The sequence below is a fragment of the Sorangium sp. So ce321 genome, assembly GCF_051530195.1.
In the GTDB taxonomy this organism is placed as follows: domain Bacteria; phylum Myxococcota_A; class Polyangia; order Polyangiales; family Polyangiaceae; genus Sorangium.
Genome location: NZ_CP150329.1, coordinates 4,071,191 through 4,091,792, shown reverse-complemented (window position 1 = coordinate 4,091,792; position 20,602 = coordinate 4,071,191). Strand labels below are relative to the sequence as shown.

Here is a 20,602-nt window from a genome sequence, read left to right as displayed (position 1 = left end):
GGACCAGTTCCCATGAGACGATGAGATACACGAGCCAGGTCGGGCTGACGTCAGGTTGAAAGCTGAAAGCTTGGCATAGCTACGGTCGGGCCAGAGCGGAGGGCCGTGGCGCGGCGGCACGGCTGGACCCGGATCGCGGCGGTCGTGGGGTCGGCGCAACCACGGTCCGGTCTGGCCCCTTGGGGTCGGCGCAACCACGGTCCGGTCTGGCCCCGGTCCGGTCTGGCCCCTAGCTGGAAACGCAGGATCGCGAGGAACGTGCCGCGGACAGCCGATACTGGCCTAAAGAAAGGCGGACCAGAGTGAGAACTACAAGTACGATCTGCGCCACGGAGCAACTCGGACTGTCCATCGTTTCCCGGCGGGACACACATGCGGCGAGCCGATATTCGTGCCCCGACCTTGCGGCGGCACGGCTGACACCGGGGACGATGGTTACCTGATGGCTTTCACGGGCACTCGCGGTCGCAGCCCGAGCTACCTCGCGATCCTCGACGCCGCCAACCTCGAGGCCGACCCGACCGCCGAGGCCCACCTCCCCGTCCGCGTCCCCGCGGGGTTCCACGGCACCTGGGTCCCAAGCTCGTAGACCAACCTCCTCGTGACCCGCGGCTCACGCACCAGGCGGGGCGGCTCGCAATCTCGGCGGGGTGGCTCGCGGCGGCGGCCCGCAACCTCGGCGGCGGCTCCCAACCTCGGTCGGTTCGAGGCGAGGGGCGCGCTGGGCCCAACGGGCCGGGTCGACGGGCTGGCTCGGGGTCGGGGTCGACGTCCCTCGGCGCCGATCCGGTGGCCTCCCAGGTTCACGCGCCCGCGGTGGTCTCCCAGGTTCGCGCGCCCGCGCCAGCACCCAGGTTCACGCGTCCAAGGTTCGCGCGCCCAGCACGGTCGGCTCACGCCTCACGACCCCCCTCCCCATGCTAGACCGCGCTGCGCCGATGCCTCCCGAGCGCCCCCTCCTCGCCGCCTCGAGCTCCCCGCTGACCGCCACCATGGGCGAGCTCGCACGCAACCTCGACGAGCTCGCCTCGAACGACACCGACGGGAGCGGCGCACCCGCGTCCGCACCGACCGACCACGAGCCGCTCCCGTCGTTCGACCTCCCCGCGGACCGCCGCGTCGTCACGCCCCGTGATATCGCCGCAGAGCTCGCCGCCGCGCCACCTGGCACGCTCCACGTGACGGGCGCCGCCGGCTCGGCCGGCGCCCTCGTCATCCGTCGCCTCCTTGCTGCCGCGCCCGGCCGCCGCATCGTCGCCTTCACCCCCGATGTCGACAGCGCCCGGGCTCTCGCGGCGGACGCCTCGTTCCTGCTCGCCGCTCGGGACGCCGACGCCGCCGAGGCCGCCGGTGCCAGCGCCTTCGGCAGTGTCCTTCTCTACATGCCGAACGAGGCCAGCCCGTACGCGGACGTCAACCCGGATCGCCGCGGCGCCCAGACTCGCCTGGCCACGCTCTTCCACCTCGGCATGGACCTACCGTGGTTGGTCCTCGTCTGCCCCATCGCCGCGCTCGCCCGCAAGGTCGTCCCCAAGGACGAGATCACCGAGCACGCCGAGCTCGTCATCGCCGAGCAGGAGATGGATCGCGACGCGCTCTCCGCCCGCCTCGGCGCCTCCGGCTACGTTCGCAGCCCCCTCGTGGAAGACCCCGGCTCGTTCGCCGTGCGCGGCGCCCTGCTCGACGTCTGGGCCCCGTCCGCCGAGCTCCCAGTGCGCATCGACTTCTACGGCGACATCATCGCGTCGATCAAGACCTTCAACCCCGACGACCAGCGCACGGTCGCGGACGTGAAGGAGGTCTGGCTCCCGCCGGCGCGCGAGGCAATCCTCACGCCTGAAAACGTCGAGCGCGCTCGCCAGCGCGTTCGCGCCGCATGCGACGCCATCGACTTCCCGTCAACGAAGGCGCGGGCCCTCGTCGACGACGTTGCCAGCGGCCGCGCCTTCTTCGGGGCCGAGGGCTACCTGCCAGCCTACGTCGACCTCGCCTCCTTCGCCTCGTACCTGCCGGGCGACGCGCTCGTCGTCCTCGAGGACCCGGCCTCCCTCACCGCCGCCCTGCGTGACGAGCTCGGTCGCGCCGCCGCCGACCGGAGCCACAAGGATCGCGAGCCGCACTTCCCGCTCGGCGCCTTCTACGATGACGAGGCGCACGTCGCCTCCTGGCTCGGCGCGCGCACCGTGGTTGCGCTGCACCGCACCGGGGTTGAGGGCGCCGCGGAGGACCCGGGCTCGCTGGAGCGCTTCGAGGTCGTCCCCGAGGACGCCCCCTCGCTCGCCACGCGCGACCAGTCGGACCTGGAGCGCGCCATCAAGGCGGCCCGTGCCTCACGCGGCAAGCACGGCGCCCTCGACCCCCTCGTCCGCCGCGTGGTTGCCTGGCAGGAAGCGGGCCTGCGGGTGCTCATCGCGGCGCGCGCCCAGACCCAGGTTGAGCGGCTGGTCACCCTGCTCCGCCACCGCGATGTGCGCGTGAAGGCCAACCTGGGTCCGTTCGACCCCGCCTTCCTCGAAGGCAGCAGCTCGGCGGCGCCGCGCGACACGGCCTTCGTTGTGGTGGGCTTCCTCGCGCGCGGCGTCATCGCTCCGGCGGAGGGGATCGCGCTCGTCACCGAGGAGGAGATCTTCGGTGCTCGCGCCCACCGCCGCGCCGCCCGCGCCGCTGCGTCCTCCACGAAGCCGTCCCAGGCGTTCCTCGAGGACCTCCGGAACCTGGGCGTCGGAGACTACGTCGTCCACGTCAATCACGGCATCGGCCGGTATCTCGGCCTCGTCCACAAGCAGGTCGGCTCAACCACGGTCGATCTCATCGCCGTGGAGTACGCCGGGGGCGACAAGCTCTACCTGCCGGTCTACCGCCTGAACCAGATCCAGAAATTCAGCGGCGGCGAGGGCTCCCCCAAGCTCGACCGGCTCGGCGGGCAGACGTTCGCCAAGACCAAGGCGCGGGTCGAGAAGAGCGTCCGCAAGATGGCTGACGAGCTCCTGCGCCTCTACGCCGAGCGCCGCGCCGCCACCGCCGAGCCCATCTCGCCGCCGGACGACGACTACAGCGCCTTCGAGGCGACCTTCCCATTCGACGAGACGCCCGACCAGGCCCGGGCCATCACCGAGGTCGCGGCCGACCTCGAGTCCGGCCGTCCCATGGACCGCCTCGTCTGCGGCGACGTCGGGTTCGGGAAGACCGAGGTTGCCATCCGCGCCGCCTTCCGCGCCGCCAACGCGGGCAGGCAGGTCGCCGTGCTCTGCCCAACCACGGTGCTCGCGCAGCAGCACTACCTCAGCTTCAAGTCCCGCATGGCCTCCTACCCCATCGAGGTCCGCGCCATGTCCCGCTTCCAGACCAAGCAGGAGCAGGACGAGGTGTCCCGCGGCCTCCGGGACGGCAGCGTCGACATCGTGATCGGCACGCACCGCCTGCTCTCGAAGGACATCCACTTCAAGCGGCTCGGCCTGCTCGTCGTCGACGAGGAGCAACGCTTCGGCGTCACCCACAAGGAGCGCATCAAGGCCCTCAAGACCAACGTCGACGTCCTCACGCTCTCGGCTACCCCCATCCCCCGCACCCTCCAGATGGCGGTCTCCGGCCTCCGCGACATGTCGATCATCACCACCCCCCCGGTCGATCGGCGCGCCATCCGCACCGTCGTCACGCGCCACGACGAGGCCGTCCTCCGCGAGGCGGTCCTGCGCGAGCTCGGCCGCGGCGGCCAGGTCTTCTATGTCTACAACCGCGTCGAGGGCCTCTACGAGCGCGCCGCCCGCCTCGCCGAGCTCGTCCCGAGTGCCCGCATCTGCGTCGCGCACGGCCAGATGAGCGAGCAGAACCTCGAGCAGGCCATGATCGACTTCGTCGAGGGGCGCTACGACGTCCTCTGCGCCACCGCCATCATCGAGAGCGGTCTCGACATCCCCCGCGCCAACACCATCCTCATCGACCGCGCCGACATGTTCGGCCTCTCGCAGCTCTACCAGCTCCGCGGCCGCGTCGGCCGAGCCAAGGAGCGGGCCTACTGCTACCTCATCGTCCCGCCCCCGAACGCCATGACCGACGAGGCCCGCGCCCGCATCGAGGCCCTCGAGCGCCACACCGAGCTCGGCTCCGGCTTCCAGGTCGCCTCGCTCGACCTGGAGCTGCGCGGCTCCGGCGACCTCCTCGGCGCCGAGCAGAGCGGCACGGTCGCCCAGGTTGGCTTCGAGCTCTTCTGCCAGATGCTCGACGAGGCGGTGCACGAGCTGCGCGGCGAGCCCGTGGTTCACGACGTCGACACTGAGCTCTCGTTCGACGCCGACGCGCTTCTGCCAGAGGAGTACATTTCCGACGTTGGCGTACGCCTCTCCCTGTACAAGCGGTTCGCTGGCGCTGGCGGGGCCGAGGACGTGCAGGACCTCGCCGTCGAGATGGAGGACCGCTTCGGCCCGCCGCCGATCGAGGCGCGCCGGTTCGTCCACCTCATGCGGCTCAAGACCGAGCTGCGGCGGTTGAAGGCGCTCGCCTGCGAGGCGAGCGCGAAGGGGGTCACGCTGCACCTGCGCGAGGACACGCCGCTCGATCACGCCAAGGTGCTCAGGCTGGTCCAGCCGAAGGGCTCGCCTTACCGGCTCTCGCCCGACATGAGGCTGTCCCGTCGGGCCAGGGATGGCGAGGTCTTCACGAGCGGGCTGGAGGCGGCCGACAAGCTCCTCAGCGAGCTCGCTGGCTGCCTCAAGGACGGCGCCTGAGCGCGCCGCTTCCGTCGGTAGCGTGAGCCCGTGGGCACGCACCGTCGTGAGCCCGCACCGTGGTTCGGTCCGCCGGCCCTCACGGCGTCGGCCCGCACCGTGGTTCGGTCCGCCTTCGTGAGCCCGCACCGTGGTTCGGTCCGCCGCCGCGGTCCGCCGGCCCCCACCGTGGTTCGGTCCGCCCGCACGCGCCGGCCCCCGCCGCGCCGGCCCCCCACCGTGGTTCGGTCCGCCTTCGTGAGCCCGCACCGTGGTTCGGTCCGCCGGCCCTCACGGCGTCGGCCCCCACCGTGGTTCGGTCCGCCGCCGGCCCCCACCGTGGTTCGGTCCGCCGCCGCGGTCCGCCGGCCCCCCACCGTGGTTCGGTCCGCCCGCCCCCACCGTGGTTCGGTCCGCCCGCCCGGTCCGCCCACCCCCACCCGCGCGGCTCCCCGAGGGGGCGCACCGCCCCGACAGCGGCCCTCTCAGGACCCGGCCGTGATCACCACCGACGCCGCCGACCGCTGCGACCGCTGCGACCGCTGCGACGGCCCGTGGTGGACGGCCTCGATGTTGTTCCCGTCTGGATCGAGCACGAAGGCCCCGTAATACCCCGGGTGATAATGCCGCTCCCCGGGAGCGCCGTTGTCACGGCCTCCCGCCGCGAGCGCCGCCTCGTGGAAGCGGTGCACCTGCTCCCGATCCGCCGTCTGGAAGGCGAGGTGCACGCGCGACACCGGCCCGCCGTCGCTCGGCGAGACGAACAGCTCGTCCGCGGTGAAGTAGTCCGGCCCCTCCTGAATCGGATCGCGCCCGAGCGCCCGCAGCACCGCACGGTAGAAGCGCTTGCTCTGCTCCAGGTCGGCGACGCGGAGATGAACAGGGCCGATCAGCCTACCCACGTGGAATTGCATGGCGTCAGTGCCCACTACGACGCCGCGCGCGCCAGAAGCGCTCGGCGCGATGGGGACGCGGCGCTCCTCTGGTGATAATCTCCCGTGAGGGGAGGAAACGGATGACCGATCGCCCGGATCGCGAACAGCTCGAGGCGCTCCAGCGGAGCGTCATGACGACCTGGTACAGCCCGTTCCAGCTCGCCCGCTCCGCGCTCGACATGATCGTCTCGCGCCTGATGGGCGCGCGCGGCGACTTCCGGCTTCTCGAGGCGATCGCGGGGCCTCAGCCGCCCTTCGACTATGCCGTCCGAAACGGCGCCACGCGCGACGAGCTCTGGGTCGACTACGTGGCCGACACCGGTGATGGCTTCAACCCGACGTACGCGATCGCGAGCCTGCTCGCCCGGCCGTCGCTCTCGCTCGGCGGGCGGGAGACGAGGCGTGGAGAGGTGCTGATCATGGGCGGGGACCAGGTGTACCCCTCGGCCACGCGGCAGGCGTACTGGACGCGCCTCGTCGAGCCCTACGCGGCCGCGCTCCCGAAGGCCGACATCAAGGAGCCGCCGCACCTGTTCGCGATCCCGGGCAACCACGACTGGTACGACGGGCTCATGAGCTTCATGCGTCTCTTCGGCCAGAAGCGCACGCTCGGCGCGTGGAAGACGCTCCAGTCGCGGAGCTACTTCGCGCTGAAGCTCCCTCACGGCTTCTGGCTGCTCGGCGTGGATATCCAGCTCGAGGCCGACATCGACCAGCCGCAGATCGAGTATTTCTGCCGTCTGGCGAGGCACGAGATGCGCGACGGAGACCGCGTGGTCCTCTGCACCGCCGAGCCGGACTGGGTGAAGGGCGCCATCTACAACCCCGATCTCCAGAGCAACCTCGCGTTCTTCGAGAAGCAGCTCGCCGAAGCGCGGCCCGGGGTCGAGGTCGTCGCCCGCATCGCCGGCGATCTTCACCACTACCGCCGCCACGAGTCCGCGGACGGCCGGCAGAACATCATCGCCGGGGGCGGCGGCGCGTTCCTCCACCCGACCCACGGCGAGCCGGTCACGGAGGTCCGCTCCGGCGCGGGCGTGGACCAGCGCATCTATACCCTGAAGACCTCGTTTCCATCAGAGTCGGAGTCGCGACGGCTCACCTGGCGCAACCTCCTGTTCGCTCGATACAACCTCGGCTTCTGGCCCGCCGCCGCCTTCGTCTACATGCTCTCTTCCCTCACGCTGCCGCGCCCCGGGCCGGGCGCCGTGGCGTGGGTCCTCATCGTCCTGCTCCTCTTCATCGTCTTCACCGACACGCACCGGGTCTGGTATCGCCGGCTCGCCGGCTCGCTCCACGCCTGCGCCCACCTCGGGGCCGCGCTGGGGCTCACCTACCTCGGCGGCGCGCTGCTCCGCGTCGATGTCGGGAGCCTCCATTGTCTGTGGAGCATCCTCGGCGTGACGCTCTTCGTCGGCCTGACCGGCGCCGCGATCGGCTCGACGCTCATGGGTGCCTATCTCCTGATCTCGCTCAACGTCGCGCGGCGGCACGGCAATGAGGCGTTCTCGGCGCTCCGCATCGAGGACTACAAGAACTTCCTGCGCATCCACGTCCACCCCGCGGGGCTCACCTTCTACCCGGTCGGGCTGAGGAGGGTGCCGCGCGCGTGGAAGGTGGCGGAGGCCCGCGGGCCCGGCGAGCCGTACTTCGCCCCCGCCCGCGGCGCGCTCACGCCGGAGCTCATCGAGGAGCCGATCACGATCCCGATCGCGCCACAGCATCGCCGGAGCGACCCGCTCACGACCGACGCCGCCGCCGCAGGATCCTGCGAGCGCGCCGTCAACGAGCCGCATGAGCCGCGCGAGCCGCGGAGCCGCCCCTCTGGAGCAGGCGCGACGCCGGAGGCCGGCGCGATCGATCCGTAGGGGCTGGAGCGCCGGCGCCGCGCGCGCAGGCGGGAATGCCGGCGTTGGCGGGCGCGGGCGGATGCGCCCGAGGGAGGGCGCACGCTGCATGAGGCAGATCGCCTCATGTCGGGACATTCTGCCGTTCTCATGCGGGCACATCCGCACAGGCCGGGGGATCGAGCAGGGCCTCTCTGGACTGCCCTGCTCGCGGGGACTTCATGGCCCCTCTCTGCGCGCGTGTCCGGCGGCCGTGGGGCGAGCCACGCCGTCAGGGTGAGACGGCGAGGTTGGGGAGCGTCGACGTGGCAGGCGGCGGGCAGATGGCGCGTTGTTCCCCGGGGGGCGCGAGCGGATCCTGACCTTCCCTCGGGCACGAGCTCGGGCCGTTGGCGATGGCGTCCTGCTCGCGGTCCTCCGGGGTCCATTCGCGGTTGATGCTGGGTGCGTTCGCGAGCCCCTCGGCGCACGCCGTGGAGGCGGCGACGAGGAGCAGCGCGAGCGCGGAGCGGATCGAGGGGCAAAGAGGTCGTTTCATGGGCACATCCCGTCTCCCGTGGCGCCGGCGCTGGTGGCGCCGGTGCACGGAAGTCGTCAGGGTTTCCCGACGGGGTTCACGGTCCGTGCCAGGCCCAGGTCGTCGGGCCGTCCTGGCTGCCGGACGGCCCATCGCCGCCTGCCGCGGGCTCTACCGGCCGCGGGCTCTACCGGCCGCCGCTTCTACCGGCCGCGGCCTCTACCGGCCGCCGCCTCTGGAGGCGGTCGAGCCGAGCGCGGCGAGGCGGCTGCAAGCTCGACCTGAAGCGCCGCGATCCGTGGCTTGCGTCCACGCGGCGCTGCCCAAGGTGGTGGGCGGGGGGGTCTGTGCGGTGCGCGCCCCCGGAAGGAGTGTCGATATGGCGAGGGACGTCATCGAGGTGCTCAACGACCTCATCCAGCTCGATCGCGACGCGGTCGCCGCGTACGACCAGGCCATCGAGGCGTGCGAGCACGCTCGTATCAGGGAGATGCTCGCGAGGTTCAGGGATGACCACACGCGCCACGTGGTGGATCTGAGCGGGCAGGTGACATCGCTCGGTGGCATCCCGGCGCAGACCCGCGACCTCAAGGGCAAGCTCATCGAGGGGTTCACGGCGATCACGAGCATGGGAGACCAGAGCGCGCTCCTCGCGATGCGCGGCAACGAGGAGCTAACGAACCGACAGTACCAGGCGGCGCTGAACGAGGGCCTCACGACCGAGGCGCGGGTCATCGTGGAGCGCAACTACGACGATGAGCAGCGGCACCTCGCGTGGATCAAGGACGCGCTGTCGCGGAAATTCTGGGAGCAGGCCGCATAGAGCGACAACCGGGTTGAAGCTGCCTGAAAAAAAACTGAGGTTTGGACCTCCAGGACATCAAGGCGCCATGCTCTCTATTCCTGGCGTCCCTGGCGCGCTTGGCGGTTCGTTCCTCGGTGGATCAACGTGATCGGTATTCCAGGCGGGCGCTCGGCCCGGGACGGCGGCGAACACGACCTGAAGCAGGTTCTACGGTGGGGGTAATATGAAATTTAATCGGTCCATTCATCTCGCGCTCGCCATGGGCGCGCTCGCGGCCGTGCCAGCGCTCGCGGCCGCTCAGACGGGCAGCACGAGCCCGCCGCAGCAGCGCGAATCGGGCACCCCGGGCGCGGCGCAAGGCGGCAGCGCGCGCGGCAGCGCGCAGCAGGGCGGCAGCGCGCAGAAGGGCAATCAGCCTGGCGCGAGCGGCGGGCAGCGCGCGCAGCAGCAGGGGCAGGTCCAGAAGAAGCAGGCCATGAAGCTCCAGGAGCAGATCTCGTTTGAGGTCGAGGACGGGTGCACGTACACGGCGTCCGTGAACGGCCGGATCGAGCAGTCCGCGGCGAGCAAGTCGCGGCCGCCTGCGGGCGGCCAGCCTGGTGATGGCAGCCAGGGGCGAGGCGGCACCGGCGCGCAGGGCCAGACCGGCGGCGCAGCGCAGGGGACCGCCGGCGGCAGCCAGGCCCCGGCCGGCGGCGCCCAGGCGCGCGGACACGACACAGGTGGCAGCGAGGCTCAGGCGGGCGGCGCCCAGGCTCGCGGACACGACACTGGCGGCAGCCAGGCCCAGGCCGGCGCCGCCCAGGGCGGCAGCCAGGCGCAAGCCGGCGCCGCTCAGGGTGGCAGCCAGGCCGGGACGGGGGCCGGCGACCAGGAGAAGGTGAAGCCCAACCTGACGGTCTCCGCCTCCATGAGCTGCCCGAACGCGCCCGCCGTGCGCGTCACGGACACGCTGAAGACGGACACCGCCGTGTCCCGCTCGGAGCTCGAGGAGATGATCTCGCGGCGCGCGAGCATCGCGACCGAGAAGAGCGGACGCTTCTGCATGTATGTGCCGCAGTTCGAGCTGACGCGCGAGAGGCTGAGCGGAAAGGGCATCGCCCAGCTCTGCCGCGTGCCCGCGCCAGATCAGAAGCAGGGTATGCGGTAGTCGCTGGAGCAGGAGAAGGCGATCCTGGAGGCGCGCGCCTCCAGGATCGTTCGGAGATCGAGCCGCCGCGCGCGTGGGCGCGGCGGCTCAGCGCAAGGAGACGCTCAGATCGGAGGGCAGGGCGTCAGCCGGCCGATCACGTAGGGCCGCTCCGTATAACCGGTCGCAGGCGCGGGCGGGTAGTATGTGGCGCCCGAGGTGACGCTCCAGGTGTAGCCGTAGCCCACCAGGCTGCCCGAGAGATCGCTGTAGAGGCGCATGAAAGCCGTCCCCTCCCCCGCCGTGAAGATGCCGCCGACGCACCGGCTATCGGGGTAGCTGACGCTGCAGCCGTGGGTCGAGGTGGTGGAGTCGGCGATCGGCACCGCCCACTGATTCGTGTTCGAGAAAGTCGGGTTCAACGCGGGCAAGACCTGCGTCGCCGCGCCCGTGACGATCGCGGTGTGCCCGGTGTACGTCCCCGCCGGGCCGATGACGAGAACGTCGCCCGCCGCGATGTTGCTGACATTCGTGATCTTCGTGACGTGGTTCCCGGCGGTGAAGTTCGAGTAGTACTGCGCCGAGTTCGGGCTGGTCGAGCCCCAGAGGACGGCGATATCCGTGCTCGTGTACCCGAACGCCGACTTCTGGGCCGCCGTGAAGAACACAGCGCCGCTCCCCAACGGCGTCGTATCGGCGATGAGAGCGCTCGCGGCGGCAGAGATACCGGAGCACGCATCCGCGGGGGCGGAGCCGAACGCAACGAGAGAAACAGCAGCAGACGCCATCAGGAGACGAGCCACATTGCTGAGCATGAATTACCTCGGTTGACGGTTACTACGTTGCAGTTCCGCAGGCCGAGCAGATTCGGTAAAGGTGTTCGATCGGTCGTAGCCAGAGAATCGCACCTGGTCGGGTCGAGCCTAGCATCCAACGTTTACTTCCTATACACGGCTTCCGTCAACACACTTCTGGCAGAACTCGATTCAAAGACTCATTTTGATAGGCTCATGTGGGACACAAGAGCTCTTCGGATGGCACTGCCGGACAGTGTCCACCGTTTGCACGAGGCCTCGACTCACCGTCTCGGCCATCACGCGGCTGACGCCCTGCGCCAACATCTCCGAGGGGGAGCGGCTCATCGATCGGGCGATCCCGGAGATTGGTTCTGCTGGAATCCAGCAGCACTCCACACACGCTGAAGGCCGGAGCCGAGTTGCGCGGCCGTGGAGATGGCGGCCAGGACGTCCGGGCGACCGGGCGCGGTTGACGGTGGCGCGCAGGGCTCCAGGTGACGGTGCGATCGACAGGAGGTCCACGATGACGAAGCGACCGAGCCGTCCTTACGAAAAGGATTCGCGCTGCTGGCCCGGCTACGAGCCGGTCCCCGGCAAGCAACCGCACGAGCAGGGAAGCTGCCGCAAGAAGCCGGCGAGCAGGAACGGAGGGGTCGAGGTCGACCGAGAGGAGGCCCGGCGCAAGGCCGAGCAGGCGGCGCGGAGCCCGGAGGAGCGAGCCGCCATCAAGAAGAAGAGCAGCTCATCCGAGGTGCGCGCCCAGGGACGGCGGACGGCGAGGCGCGCGGGCAGCGCGACGGCGCGCACGAAGAGCGCGGCCACCGAGAGCGCGCCCAGCAAGCGCGCGGCTACCGAGAGCGCGCCCAGGGAAAGCGCGGCCGCGAGGAGCGCGTCCAGGAAGCGCGCGGCCACCACGAGCGCACCAAGGCGAGGCACGCGCTCCCGATCATCGGCGCGCTCCGGGTGAGCAGCAGCGGGGGACCGGCGCGCCGGGGCGGGCCGTGGTGACGGGCGCCGAGCACGATGCGGGGCTGTCGCTGGCACGGAGAGATTTCCCAGGATGATGGGGAACAGGAAGGGATCTCGGGTGGTATCTTCCCGCCTCCCCACCTTCATGCTCGGACGGCGGCACTGCTGAGCGACGCGAGGCGGAGCAGGCGGCCGCCTCGCTCCGCTTTCTCGCGCCCGTTACGGCAGTTTATCCGGCACGGGCACCTCCGGCCGCCGCCCTCGCGCCGTTCTTCGCGAGTCACGCGCTGGTCGGCACACCGCCGTGGGCCGCGTCAGCTCGCCGTCGGCGTCCGGCCACGGCAGCGGCCACTGTCCTGGATGTGTGAGCTATCGAGAGCGCCCGGGGTCGGCGGGCGCGCGCCGACGCGCAGTGAGACGCGCGCCGACGCGCAGCGAACCGCGCTGACATGGTGATGGAGAGGGTATCACGAGAGCGGCAAGCAGGACGTCAGCTTGCCGATCGCGTAGGGGCGCGTCGAGGGCGAATAGTAGGTAGCGCCCGAGGTGACGCTCCAGGTGTAGCCCAGCAGGTTTCCTGAGAGATCCGTGTAGAGGCGCATGTAAGCCGTACCGGTCCCGGCCGCGAACGTGCCTCCGTTGCACGCCCCCGACCAGCGGCTGTCCGGATAGCTGACGCTGCAGCCGTGGGACGAGGAGGTCGCGTCGGCGATCGGCACGGCATACTGCTTCGTGCTGGCATACGCCGGGCTCAGGGCCGGCGAGATCTGCGTCGCCGGACCCGTGACGATCGCGGCGTGGCCGCTGTACGTGACGACGCCCGACGAGTTGACCACCTGGTCGATGGCCAGGAGGTCGCCAGCGGCGATATCGGCGACGTTCGTGACATGCGTGAAATAGTGCTCTGCGATGATGTTGTCGTAGTAGACATGGGAATTCGGGCTGGTCGAGCCCCAGAGCACGGCGATGTCGGTGCCCGTGTACCCCGACTGATCCCTCATGGCGCGCGTGAAGAACGGAGCGCCGTTGGAGACCGTTGTTCCGGCCGTGATGATGTCGAGCGCCGCGTCCGCGACATCACTGCACGCTTCGGCCGGAGCGGAGCCGAGCGCCACGAGAGAAGCAGCAGCAGATACCATCAGAAAACGAGCCATATTGCTGAGCATCAGTTACCTCGGTTGACGGTTAAGCGTTGCCGTTCCGCAGGCCGAACAGATTCGATCCAGGAGGTCGATCGGTCAAAACCAGAAAGTGGCACCTGGTCGGGTCGAGCCTAGCATCCAACATCTACCGCCTATACCGGGCCACCGTCAACCCGCCTCGCCCCCATTATTCAGCTCGTGCATCGTTTTTCTGGGTTCATGTCGTACATATCAGCGCCCCGGCCGCATTGCCGGATCACGTCGACCCATGCATAAATGCCACACTCCATTGATTCGAGCGTCCATGCGGCAGACGCCACGCGCGGGCGCCTCCAGGAAGCGGCCGGGGGGAAGCTCGAATCCGGACACTGATTCTGCTGGATTCCAGCTACACTCCATGGATTTTATCATTCCCACTGCAGCCGCGCTGCGATAGGAGCGCCGGGCCAGCGCGCGCGTGGTGAGGGGCGAGGGGAAGAGCACGAGAGACAGAGGGGCACGCCTGGAGAGGCACGCGCTCCTGGTCAGCTGAGATGGTCCGCGAGGGCGAGGAGCGCCGCGAGGCGGCTCAAGGCTGCCGCCTCGCTCCCGCTCCCCTCCCCGCCTGCTTGCCTCAGTACGGCAGCTCATCCAGCGCTGGCGCCTCCCCGGGTCGCCCGCGCGCGCCGTTCTTCCCGAGCCGCGCCGTGTTCGGCACCCCCACGCCGGGCTGCGTCGGCTCGCCGTCGTCGTCCGGCCCGGGCAGCGGCTGCCCCATGGGCCGCCGCCCGGTGAAGCGGAGGTCCCGCGCGATCACCTCCGTGCGGTAGCGCCTGACCCCGTCCTTCTCGTAGCTCGACGTGCGCAGCCCGCCCTCGATCAGCACGCCGTCTCCCTTGGTCAGGACCTTCGCGAGCGCCTCGGCGCGCTGGCCCCAGAACACGATGTTGTGCCACTCGGTGCGCTCCTTGGGCTCCTTGTTCTTGTCGACGAACGACTCGTTCGTCGCCATGCGCAGCTGGAGCACCGGCGTGCCGTTGCCGGTGTAGCGCAGCTCCGGGTCCGAGCCGAGATTGCCCATGAGAATCACCTTGTTCAGACCTTCGTTCATGATGTGCTCCCTTTGATCGAGCGTCGTCATCTGTCGTCGTTTGCTGTCGTCTCTGTCGTCCGTACCGTCTTCTGTCGTTCGTGTTCTTCTCTATGTTTACCTGTCGTGGTGCGTCGTTCCTCGTGAGGCGCCATGTCGTCGTGGATGACGAGGAGCGGGTCCGGCGGCGCCCTGTCGCCGGACTCGCCCTCTCTGGGTCTCGCTCAGGAATCCATCGCCGCGCTGCCCGCGGGCCGCGCCGGCGCCGCCGCGTCGACGGCGGCGCGGAGCGACGTCGCCAGGGTCGGTTTCCCTATCAGCGCCTCGCGGGCGCGCTCCCTCCCCTGCCCGATGTGCTCGCCCCCGAACGACATGTGCGCGCCGCTCTTCTCCACCACGCCGAGCTGGCAGGCGAAGTCGATGAGGTCCGCCGCTCCGTCGATGCCGGATCCCCAGCGGATGTCGAACTCGGCTTCTCGGAAGGGCGGCGCCAGCTTGTTCTTCACCACTTTAACGCGTGTCCTCGACCCTATGGCCTCGTCGCTCACCTTCACCGGGCCCACCCGCCGCACGTCGAGCCGCACGCTCGCGTAGAACTTGAGTGCGTTGCCGCCGGTGGTCACCTCGGGGTTGCCGAACACGACGCCGATCTTCTGCCGGAGCTGGTTGATGAAGATGAGCGTCGTGTCCGTGCGGTGGCATATGCCCGTGACCTTGCGGAGCGCCTGGCTCATCAGCCGCGCCTGGAGCCCCATGTGCGACTCGCCCATGTCCCCCTCGATCTCGGCCTTGGGCGTCAGCGCGGCCACCGAGTCGACGACGATCACGTCGACGGCGCTCGAGCGCGCGAGCATCTCGACGATCTCGAGCGCCTGCTCGCCGTTGTCCGGCTGCGAGACGAGCAGCCGGTCGATGTCGACGCCGATCGAGCGCGCGTACGTGACGTCGAACGCGTGCTCGGCGTCGATGAACGCGGCGACGCCGCCGGCGCGCTGCGCTTCCCGCATCGCGTGGAGCGTCAGGGTCGTCTTGCCCGACGACTCCGGGCCGTAGATCTCCACGATGCGCCCTCGCGGATAGCCGCCGATCCCGAGCGCCGCGTCGAGCGACAGCGAGCCGGTCCGGATCAGGCCGATGTCCCTGGTCTCACTCTCATCGCTCAAGGCCATGATCGCCCCTTTCCCGAACTGCTTCTCGATGGCGCCAACAACGGTCTTCACGGTGCGGAGCTTCTCGGCGATCTCGGTCATCATCTTGGTCTCTCCTTTGTCGAACATGTCTGTCGTGCGTGTCTGTCGTGCGTGTCTGTCGTGCGTGTCTGTCGTGCGTTACGTGCCTGTCTTGCGTGTCTGTCGTGCGTTACGTGCCTGTCTTGCGTTACGTCTCTGTCTTGCGTGCGCGCCCCCGAGCGCGCGAGCTGCCGATACGGCGCGGCCGTCGGGGCGGCCGCGATCGCGCCCGCATCGCTGCGGCGCAATGATCCTTGGTCACGCGGCGGGCTCAGGCGCCCGCTGCGGCGGCCGCGGGCGGCGGCCCGGAGGCGGCCTCGCGGTCGAAGAGCCGCGCGCCGATCGCCTCGGCCACGTGCGCCGCCCGTACGGCGCCGCTCCTGTCCATGTCGGCGAGCGTCCGGGCGACCCGCAGCACCTTGGTATACGCGCGCGCCGAGAGACCGAGCCGCTCCACGGCCGACGCGAGCATGCGCGCGCCCGAGACGTCCGGCATGGCGACGCGCGCGAGATCGCGCGGGCCGAGACCGGCGTTGTGCGTCGCGACGACCTCGCCCACCTCGAACCGCGCGTGCTGCGCGGCCCGCGCCTCGACCACGCGCGCCCGCACGGCCGCGGAGCTCTCGGCAGCGTGGAGCGACGGCCGGCCGTCGCCCTCGGTCGCGCGGAGCGGCGCGCACAGGTGCGCGACGTCGACGGGGGGCAAGGCGATGTGCAGATCGATGCGATCGAGCAGCGGCCCGCTCAGCCGGGCGCGATACGCGCGGACGCGGTCGAGGGAGCAGACGCAGCGATTCCCACGGTCGCCATGGAAGCCGCACGGACAGGGGTTGATCGCGGCGACCAGGATGGGGCGCGCGGGGAAGACGACGCGGGCCCGGGCGCGGCAGAGGGCCACCGTGCCCTCTTCGAGAGGCTCGCGGAGGGCCTCGAGGACGCCGCGGCGGAACTCGAGGAGCTCGTCGAGGAACAGGCAGCCATGGTGGGCCAGCGAGACCTCGCCCGGGCGGATCGGATCGCCGCCGCCCACGAGCCCCGCGGCGCTCACCGTGTGGTGCGGGGCGCGAAAGGGGCGAGTCGTAACAAGGCCCCTGTCCGGCGAGAGCAGACCGGCGACCGAGTGGATCGCGGTGATGTCGAGCGCCTCATCATAGGACATCGGCGGCAAGATGGTGGGCAGTCGACGGGCGAGCATGGTTTTGCCGCTGCCCGGGGGACCCATCATGATGAGGTTGTGCCCACCGGCAGCCGAGATCTCGAGGGCGCGTCGCGCCCCGTGCTGGCCGCGGACCTCGGCGAGGTCCACCGACGCGGCGCTCGGCTCGGCGGCGGCGGTGGCGATGGATCCGGCGCCGGGGAGCGGCCTGCTGCCGCGGAGGTGCGCGACCACCTGGCTCAGGTGCTCCGCGATGAAGACGTCGACGCCAGCCACGCTCGCGGCCTCGCGCGCGTTGCCCTGCGGCACGATCGCGCGCGGGATCCCCTGCTCCGCCGCGCCGCGCAGCGCCGGCAGGACGCCGCGCACCGGGCGCACGGCGCCGCTCAGGGAGAGCTCGCCGAGCAGGCCAATCCGGTCGAGACCCTCGGAGGGGACCTTGCCGAGCGCCGCGAGCGCGGCGATCGCGATCGCGAGGTCGTAGGCGCCGCCGCTCTTCTTGAGGTCCGCCGGGGCGAGGTTCACGGTGATGACGTATTCGTCGAGCTCGACGCCGAGTTGCTGGAGCGCGGCGCGAACGCGCACGCGGCTCTCGCGGACGCTCGCCTCGGCGAGGCCCACCATCTGGAAGAACGACGGGCCGCGGCCCGAATCGACCTCCACGCGGATGGGGTGCGCGTCGAGCCCGAGCAGAGAGAACGTGAGCGCCGTGGCCTGCATGCCGGAGCCTCTTCGCGAACGGCGTGCCAGGCGGATATGGCGGCGAATCCAGGGAACTGGCGGGCCGCAGGGGTGGCGGATGCGACAAAAGGGGTGGCGGCCGCCAGGGGGGCGGCGGGATCGCGACCACGCGATCTGTCGCCCCGCTGCGCCACGCGAGCTGTCGCCCCGCTGCGCCACGCGAGCTGTCGCCCCGCTGCGCCACGCCAGCGAGCGCCCCTCAGCTCCGCCCCGCCGCCGTCCACCGCGGCGGGGACCTCCTCACCCGGCACCCGACGCGCTCGCCATGCGCAGGTGGCTACCCGGGCGCGCGGTACCTCGCCACGACGATCGTGATGTCGTCGTCCGGGCTCGGACACCAGCCCTCGACCTCCTCCAGGATCCGGTCGCGGATCGCGCTGACCGGCGACGCCTGGACAGCCTCGATGACGGCGCAGAGCCGCTCCAGCCCGAGCTGCTCGTTTTGCGCGCTGCGCGCCTCCGTCACCCCATCGCTGTAGAGCACGAGCACGTCCCCGTCCTGCAGGACGAACTCGGCATCTCGCGTCATGCCGCCGATCTCGGGCAGCGCCCCGATCCAGACGCCAGAGCTCGGGATGCAGGCGCAGCGACGCGTTCGCGCGGAGCACACGATGACGTCATCGTGCGCGCCAGCGAACGTCACGCGCCCGCCGCGCTCGTACCGGAGCAACAGGAGCGTCGCGTGCTCGTCGCGATCCAGGCGGTCGCGGACGTTCTTGTAGATCGCCCTGTTCAGCGCGGCGATGACCCTCGCCGGGCTCGCAGCCGGGTCATTGCACGTCAGCGCCGACACCATGCTCTGGATCATCAGCATGATGAGGCCCGCCGCGAGGCCGTGCCCCGCGACATCTCCGATGCCAAGCCACCCGCCCCCGCCGGAGGTCGGAATGACATCGTAGTAGTCGCCGCCGACCTCGACGGCCGGCTTCATGATCGCCGAGAGCTCGAGCCCCTCGATCGAGAGCCGCTTCGGCACGAGCGTCGTCTGGATCTGCGCCGCGACGCGGCTCTCCTGGCGGACCCTCTCCTGCTCCAGCCGCTCGCGCAGCTCCACCTCCCGCACGACCTGCCGGTGAAGCGACGCGGCCTTGACCGCGGAGCCGAGGTGGAGGCGCAGGACGTCATAGATCATCTCGTTCGCCTGCGCGTCGAGCACCGCGACCCCGAACTTCTCCACGTCGCCGAAGGCGACCGGGAGCACGACAACGCTCCTCCGCTCCGCGGCGTCCAGGAACCCAGGGGGCGCGAGGAGCTGGGACGGGAAGCTCACCGGCGGCACCTCCACCTCGCGGCCGTGCTCCATCAGGAACAGAGGCCTCATCGTGGCGCGCTGGGCGTCGTCGTAGAGCGACACCGCGACGCGCGAGAACTGCATCCGCGGCAGCTCCGACGCCAGCAGGCCCTTGAGCACCGGCAGGCTCAAGCACGCCGCGAAGCCCCTCGCGCCGTAGGTCACGTCGAGCGCGGCGAGCTCCACGTTCAGCCGCTGCTGCCCCTCGACGTGCACCGACGCGCTCCCGATCAGGATGCGCGACGCGTGCCAGAGCTGCTCCAGCGCGTCCGCCATGGCCGCCTCGTCGCCGTCCTCGGGCGGCGGGTGGACGCGCGCGCGCAGCAGCGAGATCACGCCCTGGAACTGGTCGAGCAGCACGCCCTCGCGCCTCGCCTCGTCGAGCAGATCCTGGAGCGCGCGCAGGAAGCGGCCCTTCAGGCCGGCGAGCTCCGCCTCGAGCGCGGCGAGCAGATCGCCCGCCCAGCCGTCGAGCGCGCCGGCCGGGACCACCACCGCCCTCATCAGCGCGCGCTCCAGCGGCACCCGCTGATCGGCGAGCGGGAGCGCACGACCCCGCGCCGACGGAGGCGGCGGCGCGAGCGACTCGCCCGAGTGGTAGCCGCAGCCGCACGACTCGCGCCGCGTGAGCTCCACCCGCACGAGCTGCAGCGCCGGCGCCGCCTCGCCGTCCATCATGCGCAGGACCGCGTTGACGGCGAGCCCGCCGAGCCGCTTGACGGGCTGGCGAACGGTGGTCAGCGACGGCTTCGTGAACCGCGCGATCCCGGCGTCGTCGAAGCCGCACACGATGACGTCCTCCGGGATGCGGCGCCCCTCCTCCTTGAGCGCGTCGATCGCCCCGAGCGCCATCCGATCGTTCGCGGAGACGACCGCGTCGAAGTCGACCCCCCGATCCAGGATCGCCCGCATCGCGTCGCGCCCGGTCGGGATCGTGAACGCGCCGCGCGCGAAGAGGCGCGGGTCATGAGGCATCGACCGCGCCGCGAGCGCGCTCCGGTACCCTCCGGCGCGCAGCTCCGCCTCCTCGTGGCCAGCCGGCCCGCCGATGTACGCGATACGCCGGCAGCCGTGGTCGTCGACCATGTGCGCGACCGAGAGCTCGGTCCCGAGGGCGTTGTCGATCATGAAGCTCGGCACGCCGGGGATCGCCATCCCGATGCTGCACACCGGCAGCGGCGCGAACGACGCGCAGAACGCCTGCATGCCCTCGACCCCGGCGAGGTAGCAGAGGGTCGACGACGCGACGATGAGGCCGTCGACCCTGCTCGCGCCGACGAGGTGATAGAAGCTGCTCCGGTCCACCTCGCCCGGCCCGCGCGCGGCGATCGGCTCGCCGAAGGCGGTCAGGAGGTTGACGTCGTGCGCCTCGGCGGCCCGCTCGACCCCGGCGCGCAGCTCGGATTGGTAGTCGCCGACGACGTTGTTGATCAGAAACGCGACCGTCCGGCGCCTCGTCGTCATGGCCGCAGCCTGTCACATCATCCGTCAGCGATCGAGACAAGCTCCGGGCACATCCGATCGAGGGGCTTCAGGCTCCGCCGCTGCCACGTGAGGCTCGGGTCGGTGACGAACCGTATCCTGCACTTCCGCCCGTGGCCCACGAGCCCGCAGATGAAGCCGACGAACGCCTTGATGCAGCTCGAGCTCATGAAGCCCAGGCCGCGCACGTCGAACTCGACGGTGCCGACCGAGAGCCTCGTCACCTCGGCCTCCAGCTCCTTGACATACTCCTTGAGCGGCGCGGCCGCCGCCATGTCGCCCCTCCCCGTGAGCTTGACGCTCAGGGTGCCGTCCTTCAACGCAGGCTCGATCAAGAAGCTGTCGGTGACGACAGAATCAACGCTCAAGCTATTCATCACTCCTCCATCTCTACCGGCTCGCGCAATGGTCGCCAGATCGTCCGCCCTCGATGCGGCGGTCGATGGCTGGTCCGGTGGTCGATACGAGCCCTCCAGGCTACGGCCTCCTCCGTCGGGATCCAATGCCTTCGTGCACGCCGCCTGCGCGCCCCGGCGCTCATGTGGGTGCGCAGGCACCAGACTCTCGACAAGGCCCGCCGAGCAGGACCGAGAGCGGCCGCTCTCCAGGTCAGCAGGGCGACAGCGGGCACCCCCAAAAATTACACTGCCGTGGTCCAATCGGGCGGCGCCGTGACAGCTCCATCGCGGGCGCGCGGCCGCGGGCGACCATCGACCCTGGGCCGATCGGAGCGCGCCGACGGGCGGCCTCACCTCGTCTCCGCCTAGGGGCGCACATCCCTCCACGTGTC

General features: G+C 70.6%; 15 protein-coding genes. 5 read left to right on the top strand and 10 right to left on the bottom strand.

Annotation, left to right across the window (positions count from 1 at the left end):
- The first annotated feature begins 322 nt into the window (after nt 1-322).
- Together WME89_RS15760 and mfd are read left to right on the top strand one after the other, a co-directional pair.
- Nucleotides 323-589 (top strand): carotenoid oxygenase family protein, encoded by a 267-nt coding sequence (locus WME89_RS15760; protein ID WP_438011938.1) that lies wholly within the window; start codon nt 323-325, stop codon nt 587-589.
- A 328-nt stretch (nt 590-917) separates the two neighbouring features.
- A complete protein-coding gene (gene mfd / locus WME89_RS15755; protein WP_438009964.1) occupies nt 918-4,724 on the top strand; it encodes a transcription-repair coupling factor in 3,807 nt (1,268 codons plus the stop codon).
- 464 nt (nt 4,725-5,188) lie between these two features.
- On the opposite strand, the gene WME89_RS15750 is transcribed toward mfd, so the two are convergent.
- Nucleotides 5,189-5,617: a VOC family protein gene (locus WME89_RS15750; protein ID WP_438009963.1), complete on the bottom strand. Its 429-nt coding sequence runs from the start codon at nt 5,615-5,617 to the stop codon at nt 5,189-5,191.
- 101 nt (nt 5,618-5,718) lie between these two features.
- Between WME89_RS15750 and WME89_RS15745 the strand changes: the two genes are divergently transcribed.
- Complete coding sequence (locus tag WME89_RS15745; RefSeq protein ID WP_438009962.1) at nt 5,719-7,506, top strand: metallophosphoesterase; 1,788 nt, start codon at nt 5,719-5,721, stop codon at nt 7,504-7,506.
- Between the two features lie 250 nt (nt 7,507-7,756).
- On the opposite strand, the gene WME89_RS15740 is transcribed toward WME89_RS15745, so the two are convergent.
- Nucleotides 7,757-8,023: a hypothetical protein gene (locus WME89_RS15740; protein WP_438009961.1), complete on the bottom strand. Its 267-nt coding sequence runs from the start codon at nt 8,021-8,023 to the stop codon at nt 7,757-7,759.
- A gap of 358 nt (nt 8,024-8,381) precedes the next feature.
- On the opposite strand from WME89_RS15740, the gene WME89_RS15735 reads away from it, so the two are divergent.
- Both WME89_RS15735 and WME89_RS15730 read left to right on the top strand, forming a co-directional pair.
- A complete protein-coding gene (locus tag WME89_RS15735) occupies nt 8,382-8,825 on the top strand; it encodes a PA2169 family four-helix-bundle protein (RefSeq protein ID WP_438009960.1) in 444 nt (147 codons plus the stop codon).
- A gap of 205 nt (nt 8,826-9,030) precedes the next feature.
- Nucleotides 9,031-9,957, top strand: a complete 927-nt coding sequence (locus WME89_RS15730) for a hypothetical protein (protein WP_438009959.1) — start codon at nt 9,031-9,033, stop codon at nt 9,955-9,957.
- Nucleotides 9,958-10,061: 104 nt separating this feature from the next.
- On the opposite strand, the gene WME89_RS15725 is transcribed toward WME89_RS15730, so the two are convergent.
- From WME89_RS15725 to WME89_RS15690, 8 genes are all read right to left on the bottom strand, one after another.
- Nucleotides 10,062-10,619 (bottom strand): hypothetical protein, encoded by a 558-nt coding sequence (locus WME89_RS15725; RefSeq protein ID WP_438009958.1) that lies wholly within the window; start codon nt 10,617-10,619, stop codon nt 10,062-10,064.
- A 690-nt stretch (nt 10,620-11,309) separates the two neighbouring features.
- Nucleotides 11,310-11,669 carry a hypothetical protein gene (locus WME89_RS15720; RefSeq protein WP_438009957.1) on the bottom strand — a complete coding sequence of 120 codons (360 nt, stop codon included), beginning with the start codon at nt 11,667-11,669 and terminating at the stop codon, nt 11,310-11,312.
- 500 nt (nt 11,670-12,169) lie between these two features.
- A complete protein-coding gene (locus WME89_RS15715) occupies nt 12,170-12,841 on the bottom strand; it encodes a hypothetical protein (protein WP_438009956.1) in 672 nt (223 codons plus the stop codon).
- Between the two features lie 616 nt (nt 12,842-13,457).
- Complete coding sequence (locus WME89_RS15710; RefSeq protein WP_438009955.1) at nt 13,458-13,934, bottom strand: single-stranded DNA-binding protein; 477 nt, start codon at nt 13,932-13,934, stop codon at nt 13,458-13,460.
- Between the two features lie 203 nt (nt 13,935-14,137).
- Complete coding sequence (recA, locus tag WME89_RS15705; RefSeq protein WP_438009954.1) at nt 14,138-15,166, bottom strand: recombinase RecA; 1,029 nt, start codon at nt 15,164-15,166, stop codon at nt 14,138-14,140.
- 247 nt (nt 15,167-15,413) lie between these two features.
- Nucleotides 15,414-17,018: a YifB family Mg chelatase-like AAA ATPase gene (locus WME89_RS15700; protein ID WP_438009953.1), complete on the bottom strand. Its 1,605-nt coding sequence runs from the start codon at nt 17,016-17,018 to the stop codon at nt 15,414-15,416.
- A gap of 298 nt (nt 17,019-17,316) precedes the next feature.
- The gene (locus tag WME89_RS15695) at nt 17,317-19,794 is read right to left on the bottom strand and encodes a SpoIIE family protein phosphatase (protein WP_438009952.1); all 2,478 of its coding nucleotides are present in this window, start codon (nt 19,792-19,794) and stop codon (nt 17,317-17,319) included.
- Between the two features lie 17 nt (nt 19,795-19,811).
- Nucleotides 19,812-20,189, bottom strand: a complete 378-nt coding sequence (locus tag WME89_RS15690) for an STAS domain-containing protein (protein WP_438009951.1) — start codon at nt 20,187-20,189, stop codon at nt 19,812-19,814.
- Nucleotides 20,190-20,602: the final 413 nt, after the last annotated feature.